The sequence below is a fragment of the Mammaliicoccus sp. Dog046 genome (assembly GCF_034039665.1).
Lineage (GTDB): Bacteria > Bacillota > Bacilli > Staphylococcales > Staphylococcaceae > Mammaliicoccus.
Genome location: NZ_CP120131.1, coordinates 133641 through 156023 on the forward strand (window position 1 = coordinate 133641; position 22383 = coordinate 156023).

At 33.0% G+C, this 22383-nt stretch carries 21 protein-coding genes; 8 read left to right on the forward strand and 13 right to left on the reverse strand.

Going from position 1 to position 22383, the window contains the following annotated elements; all coding sequences use genetic code 11:
* Position 1: 1 nt before the first annotated feature.
* From P3U32_RS00625 to P3U32_RS00655, 7 genes are all read right to left on the reverse strand, one after another.
* Positions 2–277, reverse strand: coding sequence for a TIGR04197 family type VII secretion effector (locus P3U32_RS00625; protein ID WP_323703669.1), 276 nt, complete (start codon positions 275–277; stop codon positions 2–4).
* 270 nt (positions 278–547) lie between these two features.
* Positions 548–1168 carry a DUF443 family protein gene (locus tag P3U32_RS00630; RefSeq protein WP_323703670.1) on the reverse strand — a complete coding sequence of 207 codons (621 nt, stop codon included), beginning with the start codon at positions 1166–1168 and terminating at the stop codon, positions 548–550.
* Positions 1169–1234: 66 nt separating this feature from the next.
* Positions 1235–1867, reverse strand: coding sequence for a DUF443 family protein (locus tag P3U32_RS00635; protein WP_323703671.1), 633 nt, complete (start codon positions 1865–1867; stop codon positions 1235–1237).
* A gap of 6 nt (positions 1868–1873) precedes the next feature.
* Entirely contained in the window at positions 1874–2509 is a 636-nt protein-coding gene (locus P3U32_RS00640) for a DUF443 family protein (RefSeq protein ID WP_323704823.1), read from the reverse strand.
* A 142-nt stretch (positions 2510–2651) separates the two neighbouring features.
* Entirely contained in the window at positions 2652–3272 is a 621-nt protein-coding gene (locus tag P3U32_RS00645; protein ID WP_323703672.1) for a DUF443 family protein, read from the reverse strand.
* A gap of 49 nt (positions 3273–3321) precedes the next feature.
* The gene (locus P3U32_RS00650) at positions 3322–3975 is read right to left on the reverse strand and encodes a DUF443 family protein (RefSeq protein ID WP_323703673.1); all 654 of its coding nucleotides are present in this window, start codon (positions 3973–3975) and stop codon (positions 3322–3324) included.
* Positions 3976–4005: 30 nt separating this feature from the next.
* Positions 4006–4641: a DUF443 family protein gene (locus P3U32_RS00655; protein ID WP_323703674.1), complete on the reverse strand. Its 636-nt coding sequence runs from the start codon at positions 4639–4641 to the stop codon at positions 4006–4008.
* Between the two features lie 146 nt (positions 4642–4787).
* On the opposite strand from P3U32_RS00655, the gene P3U32_RS00660 reads away from it, so the two are divergent.
* Entirely contained in the window at positions 4788–5960 is a 1173-nt protein-coding gene (locus P3U32_RS00660; RefSeq protein WP_323703675.1) for a M20 family metallopeptidase, read from the forward strand.
* A 472-nt stretch (positions 5961–6432) separates the two neighbouring features.
* Here P3U32_RS00660 and P3U32_RS00665 read toward each other — a convergent pair whose 3' ends face one another.
* Complete coding sequence (locus P3U32_RS00665; RefSeq protein ID WP_323703676.1) at positions 6433–6837, reverse strand: GNAT family N-acetyltransferase; 405 nt, start codon at positions 6835–6837, stop codon at positions 6433–6435.
* Positions 6838–6948: 111 nt separating this feature from the next.
* Positions 6949–7521 carry a flavin reductase family protein gene (locus tag P3U32_RS00670; protein WP_323703677.1) on the reverse strand — a complete coding sequence of 191 codons (573 nt, stop codon included), beginning with the start codon at positions 7519–7521 and terminating at the stop codon, positions 6949–6951.
* Between the two features lie 150 nt (positions 7522–7671).
* Here P3U32_RS00670 and P3U32_RS00675 point away from each other — a divergent pair, with 150 nt between their 5' ends.
* Positions 7672–8016 (forward strand): winged helix-turn-helix transcriptional regulator, encoded by a 345-nt coding sequence (locus tag P3U32_RS00675; protein WP_323703678.1) that lies wholly within the window; start codon positions 7672–7674, stop codon positions 8014–8016.
* Between the two features lie 409 nt (positions 8017–8425).
* Here P3U32_RS00675 and P3U32_RS00685 read toward each other — a convergent pair whose 3' ends face one another.
* The 4 genes from P3U32_RS00685 to P3U32_RS00700 form a co-directional block, all read right to left on the reverse strand.
* A complete protein-coding gene (locus tag P3U32_RS00685; protein WP_323703679.1) occupies positions 8426–9355 on the reverse strand; it encodes a DUF1672 family protein in 930 nt (309 codons plus the stop codon).
* A 79-nt stretch (positions 9356–9434) separates the two neighbouring features.
* Complete coding sequence (locus P3U32_RS00690) at positions 9435–10343, reverse strand: DUF1672 family protein (protein ID WP_323703680.1); 909 nt, start codon at positions 10341–10343, stop codon at positions 9435–9437.
* Between the two features lie 160 nt (positions 10344–10503).
* A complete protein-coding gene (locus P3U32_RS00695) occupies positions 10504–10896 on the reverse strand; it encodes a hypothetical protein (protein ID WP_323703681.1) in 393 nt (130 codons plus the stop codon).
* 104 nt (positions 10897–11000) lie between these two features.
* Positions 11001–12014, reverse strand: a complete 1014-nt coding sequence (locus P3U32_RS00700) for a CHAP domain-containing protein (RefSeq protein ID WP_323703682.1) — start codon at positions 12012–12014, stop codon at positions 11001–11003.
* A 254-nt stretch (positions 12015–12268) separates the two neighbouring features.
* On the opposite strand from P3U32_RS00700, the gene esxA reads away from it, so the two are divergent.
* From esxA to essC, 6 genes are all read left to right on the forward strand, one after another.
* Positions 12269–12562, forward strand: a complete 294-nt coding sequence (esxA, locus tag P3U32_RS00705; RefSeq protein ID WP_323703683.1) for a WXG100 family type VII secretion effector EsxA — start codon at positions 12269–12271, stop codon at positions 12560–12562.
* Positions 12563–12721: 159 nt separating this feature from the next.
* Positions 12722–15895 (forward strand): type VII secretion protein EsaA, encoded by a 3174-nt coding sequence (esaA, locus tag P3U32_RS00710; protein WP_323703684.1) that lies wholly within the window; start codon positions 12722–12724, stop codon positions 15893–15895.
* On the forward strand, positions 15895–16332 hold the full coding sequence (gene essA / locus P3U32_RS00715; protein ID WP_323703685.1) for a type VII secretion protein EssA: 438 nt from the start codon (positions 15895–15897) through the stop codon (positions 16330–16332). The genes esaA and essA overlap by 1 nt, the downstream gene beginning before the upstream one ends.
* On the forward strand, positions 16329–16571 hold the full coding sequence (locus P3U32_RS00720) for an EsaB/YukD family protein (protein ID WP_323703686.1): 243 nt from the start codon (positions 16329–16331) through the stop codon (positions 16569–16571). Before essA ends, P3U32_RS00720 begins: the two co-directional genes overlap by 4 nt.
* 13 nt (positions 16572–16584) lie before the next feature.
* Entirely contained in the window at positions 16585–17910 is a 1326-nt protein-coding gene (gene essB, locus P3U32_RS00725) for a type VII secretion protein EssB (RefSeq protein ID WP_323703687.1), read from the forward strand.
* 21 nt (positions 17911–17931) lie between these two features.
* Complete coding sequence (gene essC / locus P3U32_RS00730) at positions 17932–22383, forward strand: type VII secretion protein EssC (RefSeq protein ID WP_323703688.1); 4452 nt, start codon at positions 17932–17934, stop codon at positions 22381–22383.

The window sequence follows — 22383 nt, forward strand, 5'->3', positions numbered from 1 at the left end:
TTTAATTTTTAGATATTTGATTACCTAAGAGCAGATCTGTCTGATCAAATTCGTTACCAACGTTTTCTAGATTTTTACTTGCACTTCGAATCACTTTTGCAATAGATGAGTTCATATCTAATAATTGATCAATTGCATTATGTGCATTAGTATTACCACTTACGGTTGTACGCTCATCTTTGGAAGGTTTAGATATACTTTCGCATTCTTGTATTGCACTTTCGAAAGTAGCAGTAATACTTTTTGTTTTGCTGATATCACTTTTTATTTCTGTCATATATTTCCCTCCGATTAGACTATTTAAAATCTAATTATGTATATAAATGCAATTACTATAATACCCAATTATTTACCATTAGTATACATTTATAAGTACATTTCTTTGATTTATATAAAAATTAACAGTTCATTGTAGTTTTATTTTAATGAACTTTATAAATATGTAAAAGTTTAATACTTATGTATTCTCCATATATAAATATCTTCTCATTACCCAGGTAATATTTCGAATTTCTTAGATTAAACTTCGAAGCCTTCAAAATTCCTTTCACTCTTTTATATGAACATAACCCATTCCAAAGCTAGCATGATTAATAAATAAAAAAGTGAATGAAAACATTGTAAAAATAAAATAAATAAAAATATTTGGTTCATAATCTAATATAGTTGCTAAAAAAGCAAATGAGAAGAGAAATAACCCGAAGTACATAAATAATGTTCTACCTAAATTATTTTTTGTTGGTTTCATTTTAAAAGTTAGGTTGCTACTTTTAATTGGAAAATCTAAAGCGCATTTTCTATGTAAAATATATCGACTCGTAAAAATAAGGATGATTAATAGAAAGCAAATGATTAAATTTAAAAATTGAGTGATTTGTAAATCTAATAAAGTTAGAGATGGTTTAATGATACTTGAAAGGAATGTGGTCCAGCCAATTATCATCCATGTATTATTATTATTTTGTTTTTTGGGTGCAAGGTCTTCTGTGTTAATTGACTTTAATTCATCATCTGATAGTTCGTAAGCTTTCATAGGACGAAACCAATTAATCATTGGAAAGATAAACGATAGAAGGTAACTTGCAGTATCGATGAGATAACTATTATTCTTATATTCAATGACTTTATATCTAGAATTACCGTGGATTCTTTTCATAACTGTTTTCAAAATTACCATCTCCATTGCATTGGGTTTAAAAGTATGGATACTTAAGCTTTGTTGAACTTGTGAAGATTATCTTTCTGCGATTTCTTTCACGTAAATTGGGCCATCTATATAAGTTGTCGTATTGCTAAATAATAAATAAAATGAAAACAATAGAAGCCCTCCATACATTATAAGGTTAGAATAACCAGTGAATATAATGTATGAAAATAAGAAAATACCAAATAGACTAATGAAATAAAAACCAAGAGATCTGAAAATATGTTTCATAGGAGGTCTGATTATAAAGGTTGATTCCTTATTTATCGCGTGAAAGTCTAAAGTATTCTTTTGACGTAAGGTATATCTCCAACAACAAGCAGCTAGAATTAAGAGAATAGCATTGATTATGTTTACAAAATCAGAAATCTCAAGTTCTAGCAAATAAGAAATTGGTCTAAGTATACTTGATAATAAGACGACCATCCCACCGACAAATAAACCTCGGTTTTTCTGCTGTGCATTAGACATGGCTTCTTGTTGTTGAGCTGCATTATATTCTTCGTCAGAAAGTTTATAAGCTTTCATAGGTGAAAACCAATTTATTATTGGAAATATGTATGACCAATAGTTTTGTTCAATATCAACGAGATAATGTTCATCGTGATGCGTAATCAATTTATATCTTGAATTTTTATATAGAGCTGTGACAGTATCGTTCATTTAAAGTTACTCCGTTTCATGAATAGTAATTTCATTTATCTTTTTAACGTTAATCGGACCATAGCCACAGGTACCGTGATTTAGGAATAATAGAATAAATGGAAACGGCGCTAAGCACAGATAGATTAAAAGGTTAGGTTGAAATTCTAGTAATAATGAAATGCCTAAGAATGTGAAAAATGAAAAATACACATAAATAAATATTATTAATAGAATTGGTTTGAGTGGTGGTCTGAATTTAATCATAAATTTTCTGTTTTCTGTGGGTAGTACTAAAGTTAATTTTCTTCGGATAGAATATCTTATTAAACAAATGGACAATAATAACAAACACAATATCAATATGTTAATGAATTGGGTAATTTGTAGATCTAGTACTTCAGTAAATGGTCTTATTAAACTAAATATTAATATTGAAGATCCAGTCGCAAGCCATCCTTGCTTATTCCATTGTTTATTAGGCATAGTTTTTTCGGTTTCAAAATCATCCAACTCTTCAGTTGAAAGTTCATATGCCTTCATTGGTAAGAGCCAATTAATCATTGGGAAAATGAATGAAAAAATATATTGTTCGGAATCCACAAGAAAATATCTGTTGTTAAACTCAATGATTCTATATCGAGGATTTTTGTATAACCTTATCGCCTACGCATTCAAATCGTTCACTTCCTTTAAATATGTAAAAGTTTAATGTTTGTGTGTTCTCCATAAAAAATATCTCCCTCATTACCCAGGTAATATTTCGAATTTCTTAGATTAAACTTCGAAGCATTCAAAATTCTTTTCACTCTTTTATATGTACATAGCCCATTCCGAAGCTAGCATGATTAATAAAGGAAAAAAGGAATGAAAACATTGCAAAACTAAAATAAATTAAAATATTTGATGCATTATCTAATAAAACTGCTAAAGTAAGTAATGCAATGAACAAACATCCACCGTAAAAATATAATGTTTTAATTACATTATTTTTTGTTGGTTTCATTTTAAAAGTTAGGTTGCTACTTTTAATTGGAAAATCTAAAGCGCATTTTCTATGTAAAATATATCGACTAGAAAAAACAAACATGAGCAGTAGAAAGCATATGATTAAATTTAAAAAATGAGTGATTTGTAAATCTAATAAAGTTGCAAATGGTTTAATGATACTTGAAAGGAATGTGGTCCCGCCAATTATCATCCATGTATTATTATTGTTTTGTTTTTTGGGTGCAAAGTCTTCTGTGTTAATTGACTTTAATTCATCATCTGATAATTCGTAAGCCTTCATAGGACGAATCCAATTAATCATTGGAAAGATAAACGATAGAGGGTAACTTGCAGTATCAATGAGATAACTTTTATTATTATATTCAATGACTTTATATCTAGAATTACCATGGATCCTTTTCATAACTGTTTTCAAAATTACCACCTCCATTCCATTGGGTTTAAAAAGAGTAGATACTTAAACTTTACTGAACATGTGAAGGTTTTTTTTCTTCAATTACTTTCACGTTAATAGGGCCTGCTTTTCCAAAGGTCATATTATTTACAAATAAAACACCTAATATAAATAAAGCGACTCCTATATATATTATTACATTAGGTTGAATAGTGAATATGAGTGCAGAAAACAGACACATCATTATAAAGAAAATAAAGTAGCAATATAAGATAATTAATAGATCTTTAATTGTAGGTTTTAATCTTAATTTGACGGTACTATTTTTCTTTGAAACATCTAAGTTGAATTTTCTACTTAAAACAAATCTAGAAATAAAAATTACTAGAAGTAGCAAGGTTAATATAAAAATATTCGTTACATTGCTGATTTCTAAATCAAGCAAAGTCGTTAATGGTTTGATTAAATTTGATAGTAATACGGTCCCTCCAATAATAATCCATAAATGTTTCTTTTCTAATCTTTGAGAGGTAGTTGATTGGTGATTAAGATTGTTTCGTTCTTCAGTTGAAAGTTCATATGCTTTCATTGGTATGAGCCAATTAATCATTGGGAAAATGAAAGAAAAAATATATTGTTCGGAATCCACAAGAAAAAATCTGTTGTTAAACTCAATGATTTTATATCGAGGATTTTTGTATAACCTTATCGCCTTCGCATTCAAATCGTTCACTTCCTTTAAATATGTAAAAGTTTAATGATTGTGTGTTCTCCATATAAAAATATCTCCTTTATTACCAAAACTAGACGTGTTTAGATACGTTAAGAAAAGTAAGAAGGGTAAAAGGAAAATGTAATGTAATATGTTGGATTGAGCATTGAAAATTATATAAATGTAGGTCAGTATGCCTAATGAACACACTAAAAAGCTAGCAAGTGTTAGCAATATTTGTTTCAGTGATGGTAGAATACAAAGTTTTGATAATTGAAGTTGCATGTCTATGTTTAAAGCGTGATTTTGTCTCAATCGATATCTAAAAACACAAGCTGCAAGAATCAATAAAATAATTATTGTTATATTTATGGCATAACTTATATCTATATCTAGCAAATCAGAAATTGGTCTAAGGATACTCGATAATAAGACGACCATTCCACCAACAAATAAACTTTGGTTCTTTTTCTGTGTTTTAGACATAGTTTCATCTTGTTGAATTTCGTTATATTCTTCGTCAGAAAGCTCATAAGCTTTAATGGGTAGAATCCAATTAATCATTGGAAATATGTATGACCAAAAGCTTTGTTCAGTATCAACGAGATAGTTTTTATGATGATATGTAATTAATTTATATCTAGGATTTTTATGTAGAGCTGTGACTTTACCGTTCATATGAAGTTACTCCGTTTGTTTTAATTATTCTCATTTAATATAATAACATTTTATTTTGTGATTTGAATAGTTGATTTTGTATAAAGTGTTTTATAACAAAATTTACCTAATTTCAGTTATTATGAAAGCATAGAGGAGTGGTTATTGTGAATGAATTAGTCCAGCTTTTAAGGGATAAAGAGCAAGATATGATTGATATCAGACGTTATTTACATGAACATCCAGAGCTATCTTTTCAGGAAGAGAAGACTTCGAAGTATATTGCTGATTTTTACAAAGATAAAGATTGCGAAGTGGAAACGAATGTCGGTCAACGGGGTATTAAGGTCACGATAGATAGTGGTCGACCTGGTAAGACGATAGCCATTCGTGCGGATTTTGATGCATTGCCAATTAAAGAGGAAACGGGATTGCCATTCGCTTCTAAGAACGACGGTGTGATGCACGCTTGTGGTCATGACGCGCATACGGCATATATGTTGATTCTTGCAGATACATTGATTGAGATGAAGCATCAGTTTAAAGGGAAAGTTATTGTTATTCATCAACCAGCTGAAGAAATGCCACCAGGTGGAGCGAAAGGTATGATTGAAGATGGCGTGCTAGACGGTGTAGATCATGTATTAGGTGCACATGTGATGAGTACAATGGCGAGTGGTAAAGTCTATTACCGAGATGGCTACTTACAAACTGGCCGTGCGTATTTCAAATTAGTTGTTCACGGAAAAGGAGGACACGGATCCTCTCCACATATGGCTAATGATGCGATCGTAGCAGGTGCGAACTTTGTTACAACTGTACAGAATGTCGTTTCAAGAAGATTAAATCCATTTGAGACTGGTGTCGTGACGATTGGTTCTTTTGATGGAAAAGGTCAATTTAACGTAATTAAAGATACAGTAGAAATAGAAGGGGATGTACGTGCGCTCACTGATGAAACAAAAAGTACAATCCAAAAAGAAATCACACAAATGGTTAAAGGCTTAGAAGCAACATTTGGAGTGACATGTGACTTTACATTCGAGAACGATTATCCAGCATTGTATAACGATCCAGAGTTTACAGCATATGTAGCAGATACAATTAAGCAAGCACAATGTCCGGATATAGAGAAAGTAGAAATATGTGAGCCACAACCACCATCCGAAGACTTTGCATATTATGCGAAAGAATTACCAAGTACATTTATATATGCAGGAGCAGCACCAGAAGATGGAGAAATATATCCACACCATCATCCTAAATTTAATATAAATGAATCATCGTTATTAGTAGCAGCAGAAGCGGTAGGAACTGTAGTGTTAGATTATTTATCGTAAGAGAAAATGTTATATATAAAGTGAAACAGTAGGGAGCGGGACGTTACATTATGTCCAGTCACTACTGTTTTTTTGTTTGTGATGAGGTTGGGATTTTGGTGTGGCCGCTGAGTGATAGGTGGTGCTGAGTGATATGTGGTAGGGAGTGAAATAGGACAGAATATTAAATTTTGAGAGTGATGATTGCACGTTTAGCGAGTCTTGCAACGATTGGCAGGAAATGATTGCACGTTTGACGAGACTTGCAATCATTGGCCATTGAATTTATCAAGACACGCCAAACGTGATAAATAGGAGCGTTGTATTTATCAAGACTCCTCGAACGTGATAAATAGGAGCGTTGAATTTATCAAGACGGGCAAAACGTGATAAATAGAGCAGTTGAATTTATCAAGACACATCAAACGTGATAAATAGCATCGCTACTTTTATCACAATTCACCACGTCTCTCACCACAATCACTACAACAGCCTAATATTCTATGTACATGGCTGGTGTTGAGTCTTTTACATACTGGAAGCCATATTTTTCATATAAATAATTTGCTGGCATTTCGGAAATGAGGTTCACATAGGTACCTTTGAATCGATGTTCCTCAATATAATCCATGATGTGTGTCATTATGATTTTTCCAAGACCGTTGCCTTGATAGTCTGGACTAACGGCTACATCTACAATATGAAAGACAGTTGCACCATCACCAACAATTCTCCCCATGCCAATCAGTTGGTCATTATTATAAATAGTAATGTTGAAAAGTGCATTCTGAAGTCCAATCTCGATTGCTGCTTTATCTTTAACAATTAAATCACAACTACGGACTAATTGGTCAAAGTCATTTACAGATGGACGTTGATTTGAAATAGTATACTTCATGTTGTTTCCCCCTTTGATATTTAACAAAAGTATTTTATTTAAACTTCTATATATTATAAACATAGATGATGAAGCGGGGGCAACTTCTTGTTGAGGATGACTTTCCTTGTATTAGTCTTTTCCAGGTCCGTGATTGAACTTTGTACCTTTGCCAATCGCGTAGAATTGACCTCCAGCGACATAGTGGGCGGTACGTAAGTGATCAGGTGCTTCGTCAAATATCCAATGTCCATTCTTGAATACACGATCGTCACTCCATGCACCAACAATTTCTCCCATAAACAAATCATGCTCTTGTTCATTTTGTTCATTAGGCATCACTTTACAAACAATCCAACCTGCACTTCCTTCAACTAATGGGATATCAAATTCATCTTGATAAAATAATGGTAATTGATCTAATTTGTTGTCCATATTTTTTGAACTATGTTCCCCAACATATAAGACTGTTTCCATTTGTTGCACGGTTGGAATATGAACTACATAGTAGCCGCTTTTCTCTATAAGTTCACGCGTAAATGCTTGTTTGCCGATATAAGCCATTACTTTCATATTTCCAACAAGACTGACCCAAGCAGCAGCCATCACATTTTCAACATCATTATGTTTTGCAGAAATCATCGTTGTTGGTCCAACTTGTAATAATCGATAAGCTTTAGAAAGTTCGATAGGTTGTATTGCCAATTTTAATTCTCCTCTTTTCTTTAAAACCATATACTAAAAATACGTAATGGCTCTTTCTTTAATTTAATGATAGTACACAGTATAATAGGAAAATATAAAAAAGATAGTATGCACTTTTATGTAAGATACTATCTAAAAGGAGAGTATGAGATGCCTGATTCAAAAAAATTAGAAGAAAGAAAAGGCAGTAATGAATCATTTGAATATACAATGTCATTAATAGGAGGGAAATGGAAGTTGCATATCTTGTTCATATTATTGAAAGAAGAAGTTATGAGATATGGTGAATTGAAGAAATCCCTTCAAACAATTACACATAAAATGTTAAGTAATCAGCTTAAAGAACTCGAGCGTGATGCACTTATAATTCGAAAAGAGTATGCACAAGTACCACCTAAAGTAGAGTACACCTTATCAAAGCGGGGTCAATCATTGATGCCAGCATTACAAGAATTATGTCAATGGGGTGTAGAGCATATAGATGATGGAGTTTAGTCCATTAAAAATATATAAAAACCTCCGCTTATTTAAATAAACGGAGGTTCAATTCTATACGGAAGGGATAGCGATATCACTGTGCGGGAGGTCTAAATAATGATATTTAGTAAACAGCGATTTTCTCTAATTGTTCCTTAAGTGTAGTGAGGTTCTTACGTATTAAATTTACTGATGAATCCATTGTTTAAAAAATTTTCCATTCACCTTGAAATCGTAATCAGGATCCTCAGGTTTCTTTGAACTAGTATCTTTATAAACCCAGGAACTACTTAGTTCTGCTAAATCTCTAACGTTAATTTGATTCACGTCCAATCTCCTTTGGTAATCTTGATTTTACAATTAAAATCAATGTATATTATGTTTATAACTTTTAGATAAAGTCTGATGAAGTAAGGTATATTTAATTCTAAATTTCAATTTTGTTTTGCTTATCATAACTAGTAGTTTTGGTGTAAATACCATTTTCAACTAGTTTAGAGATAATATGTGCTTGAGAAGGGAAGTTAGACTGTTTCTTTATACTATTTGTGAATTCTATCCACTTTAATACATCCTTTTTCTGTGAAATATCTTTTTGTGTACTGAACAATGTTGCAACTACACGAACATCTGCTGTATAGTTTAATTTCTTTCTTGCATGAATCATACCGTCTTTAAATTCTTGATCATCTTTGTAAATAAGTGGTTCAAAGTACTTTCTATATTCATTTAAGGAACGAGATGAATATAAAATATAAAAATACTCATTACGGTAACCAACATTTTGTGTGCTGTTTATTGCTTCTTTTGTCATACCTGTATAATTATATTTTTCTCTATTATCTTTATAGAATTGTGTTAAGTTGTCATATTTTTCTTTTTGAGCACGATATTCAAAACCACTTAGAACTTTACCAACAAGTATTTCCATTTCACTACTAGTATCATTACTTCTAAAAGACCCCGGCACACCTAAAGAATCTTTAGTAAAAGGGATGCTCGCATTAAATACAATGCCGTTATCATTACAATGAACATAAACTTCAACGCCATCATCTACTGCAACAACATTGGTTGCTTTAACATTTAAACTAAAGTTATCTTTGAAGAATTGTTCGCCCAATTTTTCAAACTCTTTGCGATGCTTCTTAGCAAATTTAATCGCTTCATCTTCAGCATGTGGTTGAAAACCTTGCCCTTTATATTCTTGAACAGGCATTTTTTCAGGAATTGCTTTTTCTTCCTTGGTATTTTTTGTTTTCTGCTGATTATCATTAGTAGATTTATTTTCTGGCATATCTGAACACCCTCCTAATATTAATGATGTTGCTACAAGTGAACTTATGATTTTTTTCATGTGGCACCTCTATAAAAATATTTTTGTTTTTATTTTGTTGATTAATTATGAAATTTTTAAATATTAACTGATTGATGAATTAAAATTCAATCACTTTTTTCTCATTATAATTTGCACTCTTTGTAGAAATGAATTCATCGCCTAATTGAGACAGTATGTCTACATTCTCTGGGAAATTGGGTTGTTTTTGTAAGTTATCCGTAAATCTTATCCAATTTTTTACCTTTTCTTTATGATTATTATTAAATTGATCAGTAAATAATGTAGAGTATACGTTAGCGTCAGCTGTATATCCCATTTCTTTTCTCGCGCGGATCATACCTTCTTTAAATTCTTGTTCATTTTTATGAATGAGTGGTTCAAAATATTTACGGTATTCCTTTAACGAACGAGACGAGTAAACAATATAGTAATACTCATTTTGGTAACCGATCCCTTGCGTTTTATTGATTGCTTCTTTATTGAATCCAGTGTAATTATATTTTTTCGAATTATCTTTATAGAATTGCGTTAAGTTATCATATTTTTCTTTTTGTCCACGATATTCGAAACCACTTAGGACTGTCCCAACTAACATTTCCATCTCACTACTGGTATCAGTACTTCTCATTGAACTCGTACGTTTATAAGCATCTTTAAGTAATGGAACACTCGCATTAAATACTATGCCGTTATCATTACAATGCACATAGACTTCTACACTAGCATCTTCTGCAACGACGTTTGTAGCTTTTACATTTAAACCAAAATTATCTTTGAAGAATTGTTCTCCACGCTTTTCAAATGCTTTGCGATGTTTTTTAGCTGCTTTAATGACATCTTCTTCAGCATGCGGTTGATAGCCTTGCCCTTTATATTCTTGAACAGGCATTTTTTCAGGCACTGTTGATTTCTCTTGCGTTGCCTGCCGACTGTGATCTTCTGGTTCAGTTGTACAGCCGGATAATAATAGGATTGATATGATAGTCAGACTTAAAATCTTATTCATCTCATAAGGCACCTCATATGTAATAAATTGAATAAAGAAATGAAGGCAGGAAGGAATCATATGTCAATATGATTCCTTGTCCTGCCTTGTCTTTTTATGTTGGTAGGTTTATTTAGCGTGTATATGCTTAACACTGCCAGTAGACTTCTAATCGACAGGTTTAAATGAATTTACCATTCTCATATATAACGCGTTGTTTTTCACCTTTGATGAAGTCGTTATAGTTTTGTTTCTGGAAGTCGCTTGATAATAGTTTAGATGTACCGTATTTAAGTTTGCCTTTGTTTGTTTGTATGATTAATTTTCTAAACAAAAGGCCGTCTTTTAATTTGATTTGCTCGATGTCATTATAATCTACTTTGATTGCTTCTTTACATTCATATGTATTGATTGGCACAATGGCACAAGCTGCAAAGTTTTCGCCAAAGTAATAAATAGATAGATCTCTGTTCTTATATTGTCCTACGAGTAAGCGTCCTTTCTCGTATTTTTCTTCTGGGAAATGTAAATCTAGGTAGTCTAGAATATCTTGTTCTCGTAATTTGAATTTCATGATATTTGCTCCTTTTAGTAGATTAATTGCCATATTATGTTATTTGTAAATTGGTATAAATTAATTCCTGTAATATTTAAAGGTGTAATTTATTTTTTAAAAAATTAATGTATGTAATTGTATGTACCGGCTTCACTTGCAGATATTGTTCGTGTTGAGATGATATATGGTCCTACCCAGTTCATTTCTGATACAAGTAGGCTGCCGTCTGAGTTTACATTCTCTACATAAGCAACGTGTCCATATGCGCCAGCTACGGTTTGTAGTATGGCGCCTTTTTCTGGTTTGTTGTCCACTTTAAATCCTGCTGCTGATGCTTGTCCGGCCCAATGTTTTGCATCTCCCCAGAATGTACTGATTGTTCGAGCGTCTTGTGCGCGTTTATCAAACACATACCATGTACATTGACCAGCAGTATATAAATTATTTTTATTCGTAAATGTTGGTTGATTGATAATTTTCCCGTTACCTAATGCTAAAGGTTTCCCATCTACAGTCTTAGCTTTCTCATTAAATTCAGAGATTTGTAATTCGTCATTTAATATATCTAAGTCGATAGAAGTGATCATTCCGTTGTCGTCTTTTTCATATGCTTTGTCTACATCTCCAACTTGTTGATTTGTATTATTTTCATTCGATGTATCAGGTTGTGTCGGAGGTGTTTCTGGCTGAGGTGTTTCTGGCTGAGGTGTTTCAGGTTGTTGCATGTCGTTTGATGATGCTGGTTGTTCTTCTGTTGAAGAATCAGGTGTCTGTGATGAGGAGTCATTTGGTGTCTGTTGATTTGGTGATGGTTGCTGTGGTGTCGGCTCATTAGTTGTACGTGAATCCGGTAATGTCTGCTGAGGTGTATCTGCTTTAGGTGCATTGTCTGAGGTGTTGCGTTGCTGACGATTTATATTCTGTTGCTGTGATTGACTGTTTGGTTGTTGTTTTTGTGACTGTCCATAGGTGTAAGTGAAAGAACCATCTGATGGATTAACTTTAAATTGTGCATTCGGATGTGATTGCTTTGCATCGTCAATGTTTTTAAAGTCTTGCGCATGTACTGATGGTGTTACTAATAAACTACTTAAAATAGTTATTGAAGATATAGATAAATATAAAGATTTTTTCATGATTTTCAAACTTTCCTTTACAAGTATAATTATTCAATATTAGAATACACTAATAGGCTTTAAAAATGAATGATTTTTTTAAAATTATAGTCGCAAACAATAATTTATATCATAAATTAGATTAAATTTAGTAAAAACTATGTACATTTGGTGATATTTTGTATATTATTTTAAAAGAGGTACTAATAATTGTAAAATTTGTATCTTTTTAACTATTGAAACAATTACAAAATATTCAGGAGGTTTTTAACATTATGGCAATGATTAAAATGAGTCCAGAGGAAATTAGAGCTAAGTCCCAATCTTACGGAAATGGTTCTGAACAAATTCATCAAATTTTATCTGATTTAACACGTGCGCAAGGTGAAATTGCAGCGAACTGGGAAGGTCAAGCATTCAGTCGCTTCGAAGAACAGTTCCAACAATTAAGTCCAAAAGTGGAAAAATTCGCACAGTTACTAGAAGAAATTAAACAACAATTAAACAGCACTGCTGATGCTGTACAAGAACAAGACCAACAATTATCAACTAATTTTGGTTTACAGTAGACATTATTATTAATTTTAGGGGCTGTGGCATTTTTGATGTTACAGCCTTTAAATTGATATTTGATGAGTGGGGTAGGCAAAAATGCTTGGAAAATCAGTTTTCCATCCCGCTCTTTTCGTATTGTTATTGACTGAAGAAGCATTGAAAGGAAAAAGGGCATGAAGAAGAAAAGTTGGATATACACATTAATCATATTCTTAATTGTTTGTATTACGGTAGCAAGTATAGTGATATTTGCGAACGGTAATCACGAAGACCACACTGATAAAGACACAAAAAGTAAAGAAGTTAAAAATAAAACCATTCATATGGCCATAGTGAATGAAGATCAGGCAACAACATATAATGACAAGAAAATTCGCTTAGGCGAGCCATTTATAAATCGCTTATCCCAACAAGGTAACTATAAATTTGAAACTGTTACACGCAGCATGGCAGAAACTGGTCTGAAAAACGGCACATATCAAGTCATGGTAGTTATACCTAAGAATTTCTCGAAATTAGCAATGCAACTAGACGAAAAAACACCTTCGAAAATGGAGATTCAATATAAAACAGCAACAGGTCAAAAAGCAAAAGTTGCTAAAGATACGGAAGAAATTGTAGGCAACGTCCTAAAAGATTTCAATAAAAATTTAATCCAAATTTATTTAACAAGTATTATAGATAACTTACATAATGCACAAGAGAATGTTGGAGATATTATGTCTCGTGAACAAAGTGTAAATAAGAAATTCTCAAATTACTTATTAAATCCTTTGAATGACTTTCCATCATTATTTACAGATACATCTGTAAATTCAACAATCGCGAACAATGATATTACAACGTGGGTTCAACAATATAATCGCTCATTATTAAGCGCGAACTCAGATATTTTTAACGTAAATGTTAATGAGAATGCGACAAGTATTGTTCAATCACAAAATGAAGCATTCAATAAGAATATTTCATTATTAGAGCAGACGTTAAGTGATTATAAGTCTAAGCAAGATAGTGTGAATTTAAATACATATATCGATCACTTGAAAGAAATGGATAGTCAGTTAGATGAATATACGAAATCTGAAGACCGTTCTAAGAAAGAATATCAGAAGACTTTTGAAGAAAACTTAGACGAATTGAAAAAACAAGTTAAGAAACAAGAATCACCATTTACGAAAAAAATGATTGAAGATTATAGAAAGAATTTAACGAAGTCTATTACGTCGCAACTAGACGATAATAAAGAATTAAATGATGCAGTGCAACAAGTGAAAGATGATCATCAACAAGTTCAAGACACAATGATCAATTATTTACGTGAAGTGATAGAACGTGATGAATCTAAACAAGATGCATTTTACATTCGCAATATGTCAGCACAAGATTTAGAGAATGCCGGATTATCTGAACAAGCAGTTAAAGATTATCAAGCAACGTTAGGTAATGTTCAACAGTTTATTGAAGAATACAATCAAGGTCATCCTCAAAATAAAATTAAACAAGATGATTACAACGGAGAAATTAACGCAACAGACACATCACGCCTAGTTAACGAAGGTGTTGATTTTGAAAGAAAAGAAACAATCAAGAGTAAAGATATTAACCAATTATCCATTGCGACAGACCCGAACTTTGACTTTGAAGGAACGGTTTATGTGAATGGTAAGAAATATGATATTAAAGACCAAAACATTCAACTTGATACAACAGTGAAATCATATGACGTGGAAGTTAAAGGTGTAGCTAAACTTAAATCTGAAACTGAAAATCAAAATCAATTTTTAGATGATAAGACAATGCGTCTACAATTATTGTTCGGTCAAGCGGATCGTAATGATAACCCGGGAAATAATCCATCCGATACGATCACAGACGATAATGAAGCAAATGACAACACACTTGGGGTGGATACACCTGGTGAAGACGCAGAAGATGACAACGCAACAAATGACAACGAACCAAATGAAAATGCACAAGATGATTCAAATAAAAATACAAGTGTTGTCGACTTATCAATTAATCATCACTTAGGTGGCGAATTGATCAGTGGTGATTTGGATCAACAATTACGTTCGTTAGATCGATTCCAAGCACAATATACACTTTATAAAGATAAGCATTTAAGCCCAGGAACACCAACGATAGACAACAAAGCGATTGCGAATATGATGGTAGACGAAGTTGTTAAAGATATGGACGGGTTTAAAGCAAATAAAACAGATTTACTGAAACAAATTGATGAAATGAATGATACTTCCGATGAATTAGTTACAAACATTCTGGATAGTAAAGAAAGCGTTGGAAAAAATAAAAAAGACATCGAATCATTAATTGACGAGTTAAGTGAAACGGAAAAAACATTAAGTGAAGAACCAGAAGAACCTGAAATTGACAGAGATTCTGATGAAACTTACACAACTTTATCTTCTAATTTAGATAAAGAAGTGAGCAAATTATCTGAGAAGAGTCAGAAGTTACTATCCGATAGTCAAACTTCTAAATCAACAGCGGATAAAGTAAGTAGTCAGCTGAATCAATTAGATTCTAACGTTGATAAACTACATGCAAGTGGCCGCTCATTAGGTACAAGAGCGAATGATTTGAATAAAGAAATGTCGAAGAATGAAGATACAAACGCATTATTCGCGAAAGATTTTGCGCGTGTATTAGAAAATTCTAAAGACGGAGATCGTCAAAACGAAGCTTTAAAAGCATTTATGAGTCAGCCAATTCAGAAGAAAAGTATAGATAATGTCTTAGCAGATGAAGATGAGAAAGATACAATATCATCAACTATATTAGTGTTATTGATGTACTTATTATCAATGATGACGGCATATCTATTCTATAGTTATGAACGTGCGAAAGGTTTACCAACTTATATTAAAGATGACTTTAGTGAACGTAATGGCTTATGGAATAACATGATTACTTCCGCAATCATTGGAGGCACTTCAATAATCGAAGGTATGGTCATTGGATTTATCGCATTAAATCGTTATCAAGTGATGCCAGGTTACCAATTGAAGTTTATGCTCATGATTATCATTACGATGGCTGTGTTCGTATTCATTAATACGTATTTATTACGCCAATTAAAATCAATAGGTATGTTTATCATGATTATATTACTCGCACTATACTTTATTGCTATTGATGGATTAGGTATGACAAGCAGTACACTTGCGCAACTATCACCATTAACGTATGTGGATACTATGATTTATAACTACTTAAATGCAGAACATCCTGTAGGCATATCACTCTTTGTTATTACTGTTATAGCTATCATCGGATTTGTGTTAAATATCTTTGTTAAACACTTTAAGAAAGAGAGGCTTATCTAATGTTAGTAGAAAGTTTGCTTGCAATGACGTTATTAACGGCAGATAAGCAACATGGCAGTCTTGATATTGATATACAACAAGAAGATAAGGACAATGTGAATAAAGATTTAAACCAATATGATACGACATTGTTCGATAAAGATAGTAAATCGATCAATGATGCAATAAAGAAAAAAGAACAAAAGAAAAATCAAGACATTAAAAATAATATGTTTCATAACCAAACGGGTCCATCTACCCGTTTGGATGAAACTAAAAATGTATTATTTGGGCCATCGTCGCAAAAAGACCGCGGTTCAAATAGTGATAAGAAACCATATATACAAAATGAACAAGAACGTAATATCTTGCCATATATATTAATCAGTGTTGGCGCAGCATTAACACTTGGTTTTATTCTATTTTCGATTCAAAGAAGGAGGGCAAGTCGAAGATGAAGCATCTTGTAAAAGTGACATTTGATTTTTCAAATTATCGATATGGGACTTATGATTTGGCAGTGCCTAATAACGTACCACTTAAAACGTTAATTCCATTAGTCGTAGATAGTTTGGATATAGATATTCATCATTTGAAGCATCAAATAAAAGTAACCACGAAACATCAATTACTCGTGGATAATGATAGGCTCATTGACTTTCAAATTGCTGATGGCGATATTTTGAAAGTGTTATAGGAGGACTGTACAAATGGCAAAGAACAAGCCAGAACCATTACAAGAACTTGAAACATTAGACAATGAACAACAAACAACACCGAAACAACGTGTGGATATGAGAGAAATATCTAAAGCAGATATTAAATCAGAACATCAGCACTTAATGTATTTGCTTGAACAGAAAGGGCAATACTTTTTAAATGCTGAACTAACTGAACTTAGAGATAGTTACCAAATATATTATGACATTCCAGAACATGTGATTCCGTATCAGAAGATATTAGACTTTACGAAAAATGAAAAGCTAAGATACTTACTCAATATTGCTAAGCTACAGCAGTTGAGTGAAACACGCTATACATTCACTTTAGCGGCGGATGAATTGTATTTCACGAAAGACGGTTTGCCATTAGTAAAGACACGTGGATTAAAGAATGTTGTCGCACCGTTACCGATGTCAGATGATGCATTCTTAACACGATACAAAGCACTTGTGATACATGCGTTTAATCAGAAAACTTCATTTGAAGCTTTAGTCGAAGGCAACCTAGCATTGCATAAAGGGACACCATTTGAGAATAAGATTATTGAAGCGACGTCACTAGAAGCGCTCGTAGAATTTTTAACAGAACAATACGATAAACAACAACAAGACTATACGATGAACTTCTCGTATGTTAGAAAGAAAAAATACAATATCTTCAAGTGGTTAGCAATTGTGATGAGCGTAATAGGGCTTGTGTTAATTGCTTTTTTGGCATATTTACATTTCTCAGTCATGAAGACGGACGCACAAGTTGAAGAGGGTTATCGTGCATATGTTAAAGCGGATTATACAGGTGTACTCAACGCGTATAAAGATATTGACGGTAAGCAACTAGATAAAGAAGCGTTATATATATACGCACGTAGTTACATAGAAACGAATAAACAAGGTTTAGAAAATGATAAAAAAGACAACTTACTTAACAATATAACGCCAGATTCAAATAAAGATTATTTATTATATTGGATGGAGTTAGGACAAGGTAATTTAGATGAAGCGTTAAATATCGCAACTTATATCGATGATAATGATATTACGAAACTCGCTTTAATCAATAAGTTAAATGATATTAAAAATAATTCAAAATTATCTACTGAGAAACGATCAGAACAAACTAAGAAATATAATGATCAATTACAAGGCATCTTAGATAAAGAAAAAGAAGTCAAAGAAGAAGAAGAAAAAACAAAAGAAGAAGAAAACCAACAAAAAGACGAAAAACTAAAACAACAAGAAGAGAATGAAAAGAAACAAAAAGAACAAGCTCAACAAGATAAAGAAAAAAGACAAAAGGCTGAACGTAATAAATAGTATAGGACTGAGGAATTGACGATGCATAAACTGATCATAAAGTATCAAGAACAACTAACAATACTCAACTTGCAGGCAAATAAGACGTACACCATAAGTAAAGACAAGCAGGCAGACATCACTTTTAAACAATTGAATGAAGCCATTCATATCGAACAAAATGAAAACGGCGTATGGCAAGCAAACCATACGTCTATTTTTAAAACATTAACGAGAAAGATGGACTCAGGTGACATGACGCTCACTTTATATACAGATGAACATCGTGCGGGGTATGCTTTTCCGTCTGGCCAAGACGTTATCACAATTGGTCACGATGATTATGACGACATTACGTTAACGCAGTTGTCCCATGTCATTATGTTGAAAGGGATTCATCGTATTAAAGAAACGGGAAGTCTCCAGCTCGTACACGATCAAGAAATGTCAGTATATATTAATTACGAATTACGTAAAGAAAAAAATCATGTTGTACATATCGGAGATCAAGTGGCCATTGATGATATATTGTTTGAACTACATGAAGAGGGCATCGTGTTGTTGTCACATGAAGATGCAGCATCTCAACTTGTAAGACTGTCCTATGACCACCCGGAAGCTGAAGCGGAAGACTATAACGACTATCACCGTTCACCGAGAATCATTCATCGTGAACCAACTGAAAAGATTAAAATTGAAAAGCCGCCTCAACCCGTACAGAAGAATAATACGATGATTTGGCGTGCGATTATTCCACCATTAGTCATGATTATCTTAACGGTCATAATCTTCTTAGTACGACCGATTGGTATATATATTGTCATGATGATTGGTATGAGTACAGTGATGATTATCTTTGGTATTACGACGTATTTCACTGAGAAAAAACGATACAAAGCAGATGTTGAGAAGCGGGAAAAGGATTATAAAAAGTATTTACAAGACAAATCATCAGAAATCAATCAAGCGATTAAAGATCAACGATATAGTCTGAATTTCCATTATCCAACAATGCCTGAAATTAAAGATATCGTAGAACAACGCGCACCGCGTATATATGAGAAGACTTCCCATCACCATGACTTCTTACACTATAAATTAGGTATTACAAATATAAAACGATCATTCGATATAGACTACACGGAAGATGAATTCATTCCACGACGAGACGGTTTATTTGATGATGCGAAAGAATTATATGAATTCTATGAAGATGTTGAACAAGCACCTTTAGTGAATGACTTAACACATGGACCAATTGCATATGTAGGTACGAGACATTTAATCATTGAAGAGTTAGAGAAGATGATTATTCAATTGGCGACATTCCATAGTTATCACGATTTACAATTCTTATTTGTCACACGTGAAACAGAAAGAGAAACATTTGATTGGGCTCGTTGGTTGCCGCATGTCACTTTCCAACATCAGAACATTCGTGGTTTTGTTTATAATCAACGTACACGAGATCAAATATTAACATCTATATATAGTTTAATTAAAGAACGTATACAAACGGTACGAGAACGTGGGAAGAGCAATGAGAAAGTTGTATTTACACCACACCTTGTATTTGTCATTACAGATATGTCCTTAATCATTGATCACGTTATCTTAGAATACGTGAATCAAGATTTATCAGAGTATGGCATTTCATTAATCTTTGTTGAAGATGTTATTGAAAGTTTGCCTGAGCATGTGAAGACGATTATAGATATTAAATCACGTACAGAAGGTGTACTCGTGATGAAAGAAGAAGAACTCGTTGAACAAAAATTCACACCAGAGAATACAGATGATGTCGATCAATCCTATATTGCTCGACGTTTAGCGAATTTAAATCATATTGAACATTTGAAAAATGCAATTCCAGATACGGTGACATTTTTACAAATGTATGGTGTTTCCGAAGTGGATGCATTGAATGTTGTACAAAGATGGCAACATAACGAAACGTTTAAAACAATGGCGGTACCATTAGGGGTTCGTGGTAAAGATGACATTCTATCATTGAACTTACATGAAAAAGCACACGGCCCTCACGGTTTAGTTGCAGGTACAACAGGTTCAGGTAAATCAGAAATTATACAATCATATATCTTATCATTAGCAGTCAACTTCCATCCGCATGAAGTGGCATTCTTACTGATTGACTATAAAGGTGGAGGAATGGCTAATTTATTCAAAGATTTACAACACCTTGTTGGAACAATTACAAACCTTGATGGTGATGAAGCGATGCGTGCATTAACGTCAATTAAAGCTGAGTTGCGTAAACGACAACGCTTATTCGGTGATTTTGATGTCAATCACATCAATCAATATCAAAAACTATTTAAAGAAGGCGTTGCAGAAGAACCAATGCCACATTTATTTATCATTTCAGATGAGTTTGCTGAGTTGAAATCAGAGCAGCCAGACTTTATGAAAGAATTGGTTTCAACAGCACGTATTGGTCGTTCGTTAGGCATACATTTAATACTTGCGACTCAAAAACCATCCGGTGTAGTAGACGATCAAATCTGGTCGAACTCTAAATTTAAATTAGCTTTAAAAGTACAAGACAGACAAGACAGTAATGAAATATTAAAGACACCTGATGCAGCAGATATTACATTACCAGGGCGTGCGTATTTACAAGTTGGTAATAATGAAATTTATGAATTATTCCAATCAGCATGGAGTGGCGCAAGTTATCATTCATCAGGTGAATCAGCAGAAGTAGAAGACAAAACAATTTATTTAATTAATGACTTTGGTCAATTAGAACCAATTAATAAAGATTTAAGTGGGCTAGATGAAGTGGAACCACAAGAAACGCAAACAGAACTAGAAGCGGTTATTGATCATATCGAAGCCGTTACACAAAGCTTAAATATTAGTGATGTAAAACGCCCATGGTTACCACCATTACCAGAGACCGTTCATCAATCAGAATTAATCGAATCAGACTTTACACAATTATGGTCAGATAAACCAAGACCAGTCGAATTGACAATCGGTCTTAAAGACGTACCAGAAGAACAATATCAAGGACCAATGACGTTAGAATTAACAAACTCAGGACATATCGCAGTCATCGGTAGTCCAGGGTATGGACGTACGACATTCTTGTACAACACGATATTCGATATTGCCCGTCATTACCGACCAAATCAAGCACATATGTATTTATTCGATTTCGGAACAAACGGTTTAATGCCCGTTTCAGATGTACCGCACGTTGCAGATTACTTCACAGTAGACCAAGAAGCTAAGATTGAAAAAGCCATTAAGCGCATCAATCAATTAATATCAGATCGTAAACAACTACTGAGTAAAGAACGTGTTGTGAATATCGAACAATATAATAAATTTACTAAAGAACAAATCCCGAACGTCTTTATCATTATCGATAACTACGATACGGTTAAAGAATCGCCATTTGTAGATAACTATGAAGAAATGATGGGCAAAGTGACAAGAGAAGGACTCGCGTTAGGCATGTACATCATCTTGACTGGATCAAGATCAAGTGCCATTAAATCAGCAATCTTTACGAACATTAAGACAAGAATCGCTTTATATCTATTCGATAATAACGAACTCACAAACATCATAGGATCATATAAAAAAGGCGTCAAAGACATTAAAGGACGCGCAGCTATTAATGACGATAACTTTACACAGTTTCAAATTAGTCAGCCATTCAACTTAGAAGACGGTGAAAGTTATAACGACAAGATCAAAGACGAAGTCGCACGCATGAACGAACACTACGTAGGAGAATATCCACCACATATTCCAATGATGCCAGACAAAGTCCTCATGGAAGACGTAGAAGAACGATATGACCTAAACAAACTCATCTTAGAAGAACACAAACTACCATTAGGTCTAGACTTTGAAGACGTGGAGTTAGTGAGTTTGGATGTTAATCAGTCCTCAATTGTGACAGCATTAAAACCAAATGACCAAGAAAATCTAAATCATTTAATACTTAAACATTTAACTGTATACAGTGAAAATCATACGGTAATTCTTGTGGATACTGATGAAAATATGCATCAATATGCGAATGGTGTTACGAGCTACTATTCCACTTCATCAGAATTGTCCGTTATTAGAAAAGGCTTTAATCAAGAAATATCGGCTAGAAAATCAGGAGAACGTTCAAGTAAAGAAGTGAAAGTTGTATTTATAAACAACATTAAACGTTTCAATCAAATAACAGGTATGACTGAAAATGAATTGAGAACATTATTTAATGATGGACCTAAATTCAATGTATTTATCATTGCAAGTGGTTTATATACAGATACTATAGGTGCCTTTGATAAAGAAAGTAAAATGGTGACGCGTACTGTTAATCAGGCAGTCATTTCACACAAAATTTCAGAACAAGAATTTATAAAAGTGAAAGATCAATTCGGGGAACCAGAACTTAAACCAAAAGAAATGTTTTATATAAATAATCAAGAATACCAAAAAATAAAACTTTTTGAGGAGAAATAA

Excerpts from the sequence above, each read along its gene's own strand:
- P3U32_RS00675 (WP_323703678.1), top strand. The coding sequence starts at position 7,672 with ATGCCTGATTCAAAAAAATTAGAAGAAAGAAAAGGCAGTAATGAATCA.
- esxA (WP_323703683.1), top strand. The coding sequence starts at position 12,269 with ATGGCAATGATTAAAATGAGTCCAGAGGAAATTAGAGCTAAGTCCCAA.
- essC (WP_323703688.1), top strand. The coding sequence starts at position 17,932 with ATGCATAAACTGATCATAAAGTATCAAGAACAACTAACAATACTCAAC.
- essA (WP_323703685.1), top strand. The coding sequence starts at position 15,895 with ATGTTAGTAGAAAGTTTGCTTGCAATGACGTTATTAACGGCAGATAAG.
- P3U32_RS00720 (WP_323703686.1), top strand. The coding sequence starts at position 16,329 with ATGAAGCATCTTGTAAAAGTGACATTTGATTTTTCAAATTATCGATAT.
- essB (WP_323703687.1), top strand. The coding sequence starts at position 16,585 with ATGGCAAAGAACAAGCCAGAACCATTACAAGAACTTGAAACATTAGAC.
- P3U32_RS00690 (WP_323703680.1), bottom strand. The coding sequence starts at position 10,343 with ATGAATAAGATTTTAAGTCTGACTATCATATCAATCCTATTATTATCC.
- P3U32_RS00685 (WP_323703679.1), bottom strand. The coding sequence starts at position 9,355 with ATGAAAAAAATCATAAGTTCACTTGTAGCAACATCATTAATATTAGGA.
- esaA (WP_323703684.1), top strand. The coding sequence starts at position 12,722 with ATGAAGAAGAAAAGTTGGATATACACATTAATCATATTCTTAATTGTT.
- P3U32_RS00625 (WP_323703669.1), bottom strand. The coding sequence starts at position 277 with ATGACAGAAATAAAAAGTGATATCAGCAAAACAAAAAGTATTACTGCT.
- P3U32_RS00635 (WP_323703671.1), bottom strand. The coding sequence starts at position 1,867 with ATGAACGATACTGTCACAGCTCTATATAAAAATTCAAGATATAAATTG.
- P3U32_RS00655 (WP_323703674.1), bottom strand. The coding sequence starts at position 4,641 with ATGAACGGTAAAGTCACAGCTCTACATAAAAATCCTAGATATAAATTA.
- P3U32_RS00695 (WP_323703681.1), bottom strand. The coding sequence starts at position 10,896 with ATGAAATTCAAATTACGAGAACAAGATATTCTAGACTACCTAGATTTA.
- P3U32_RS00665 (WP_323703676.1), bottom strand. The coding sequence starts at position 6,837 with ATGAAGTATACTATTTCAAATCAACGTCCATCTGTAAATGACTTTGAC.
- P3U32_RS00700 (WP_323703682.1), bottom strand. The coding sequence starts at position 12,014 with ATGAAAAAATCTTTATATTTATCTATATCTTCAATAACTATTTTAAGT.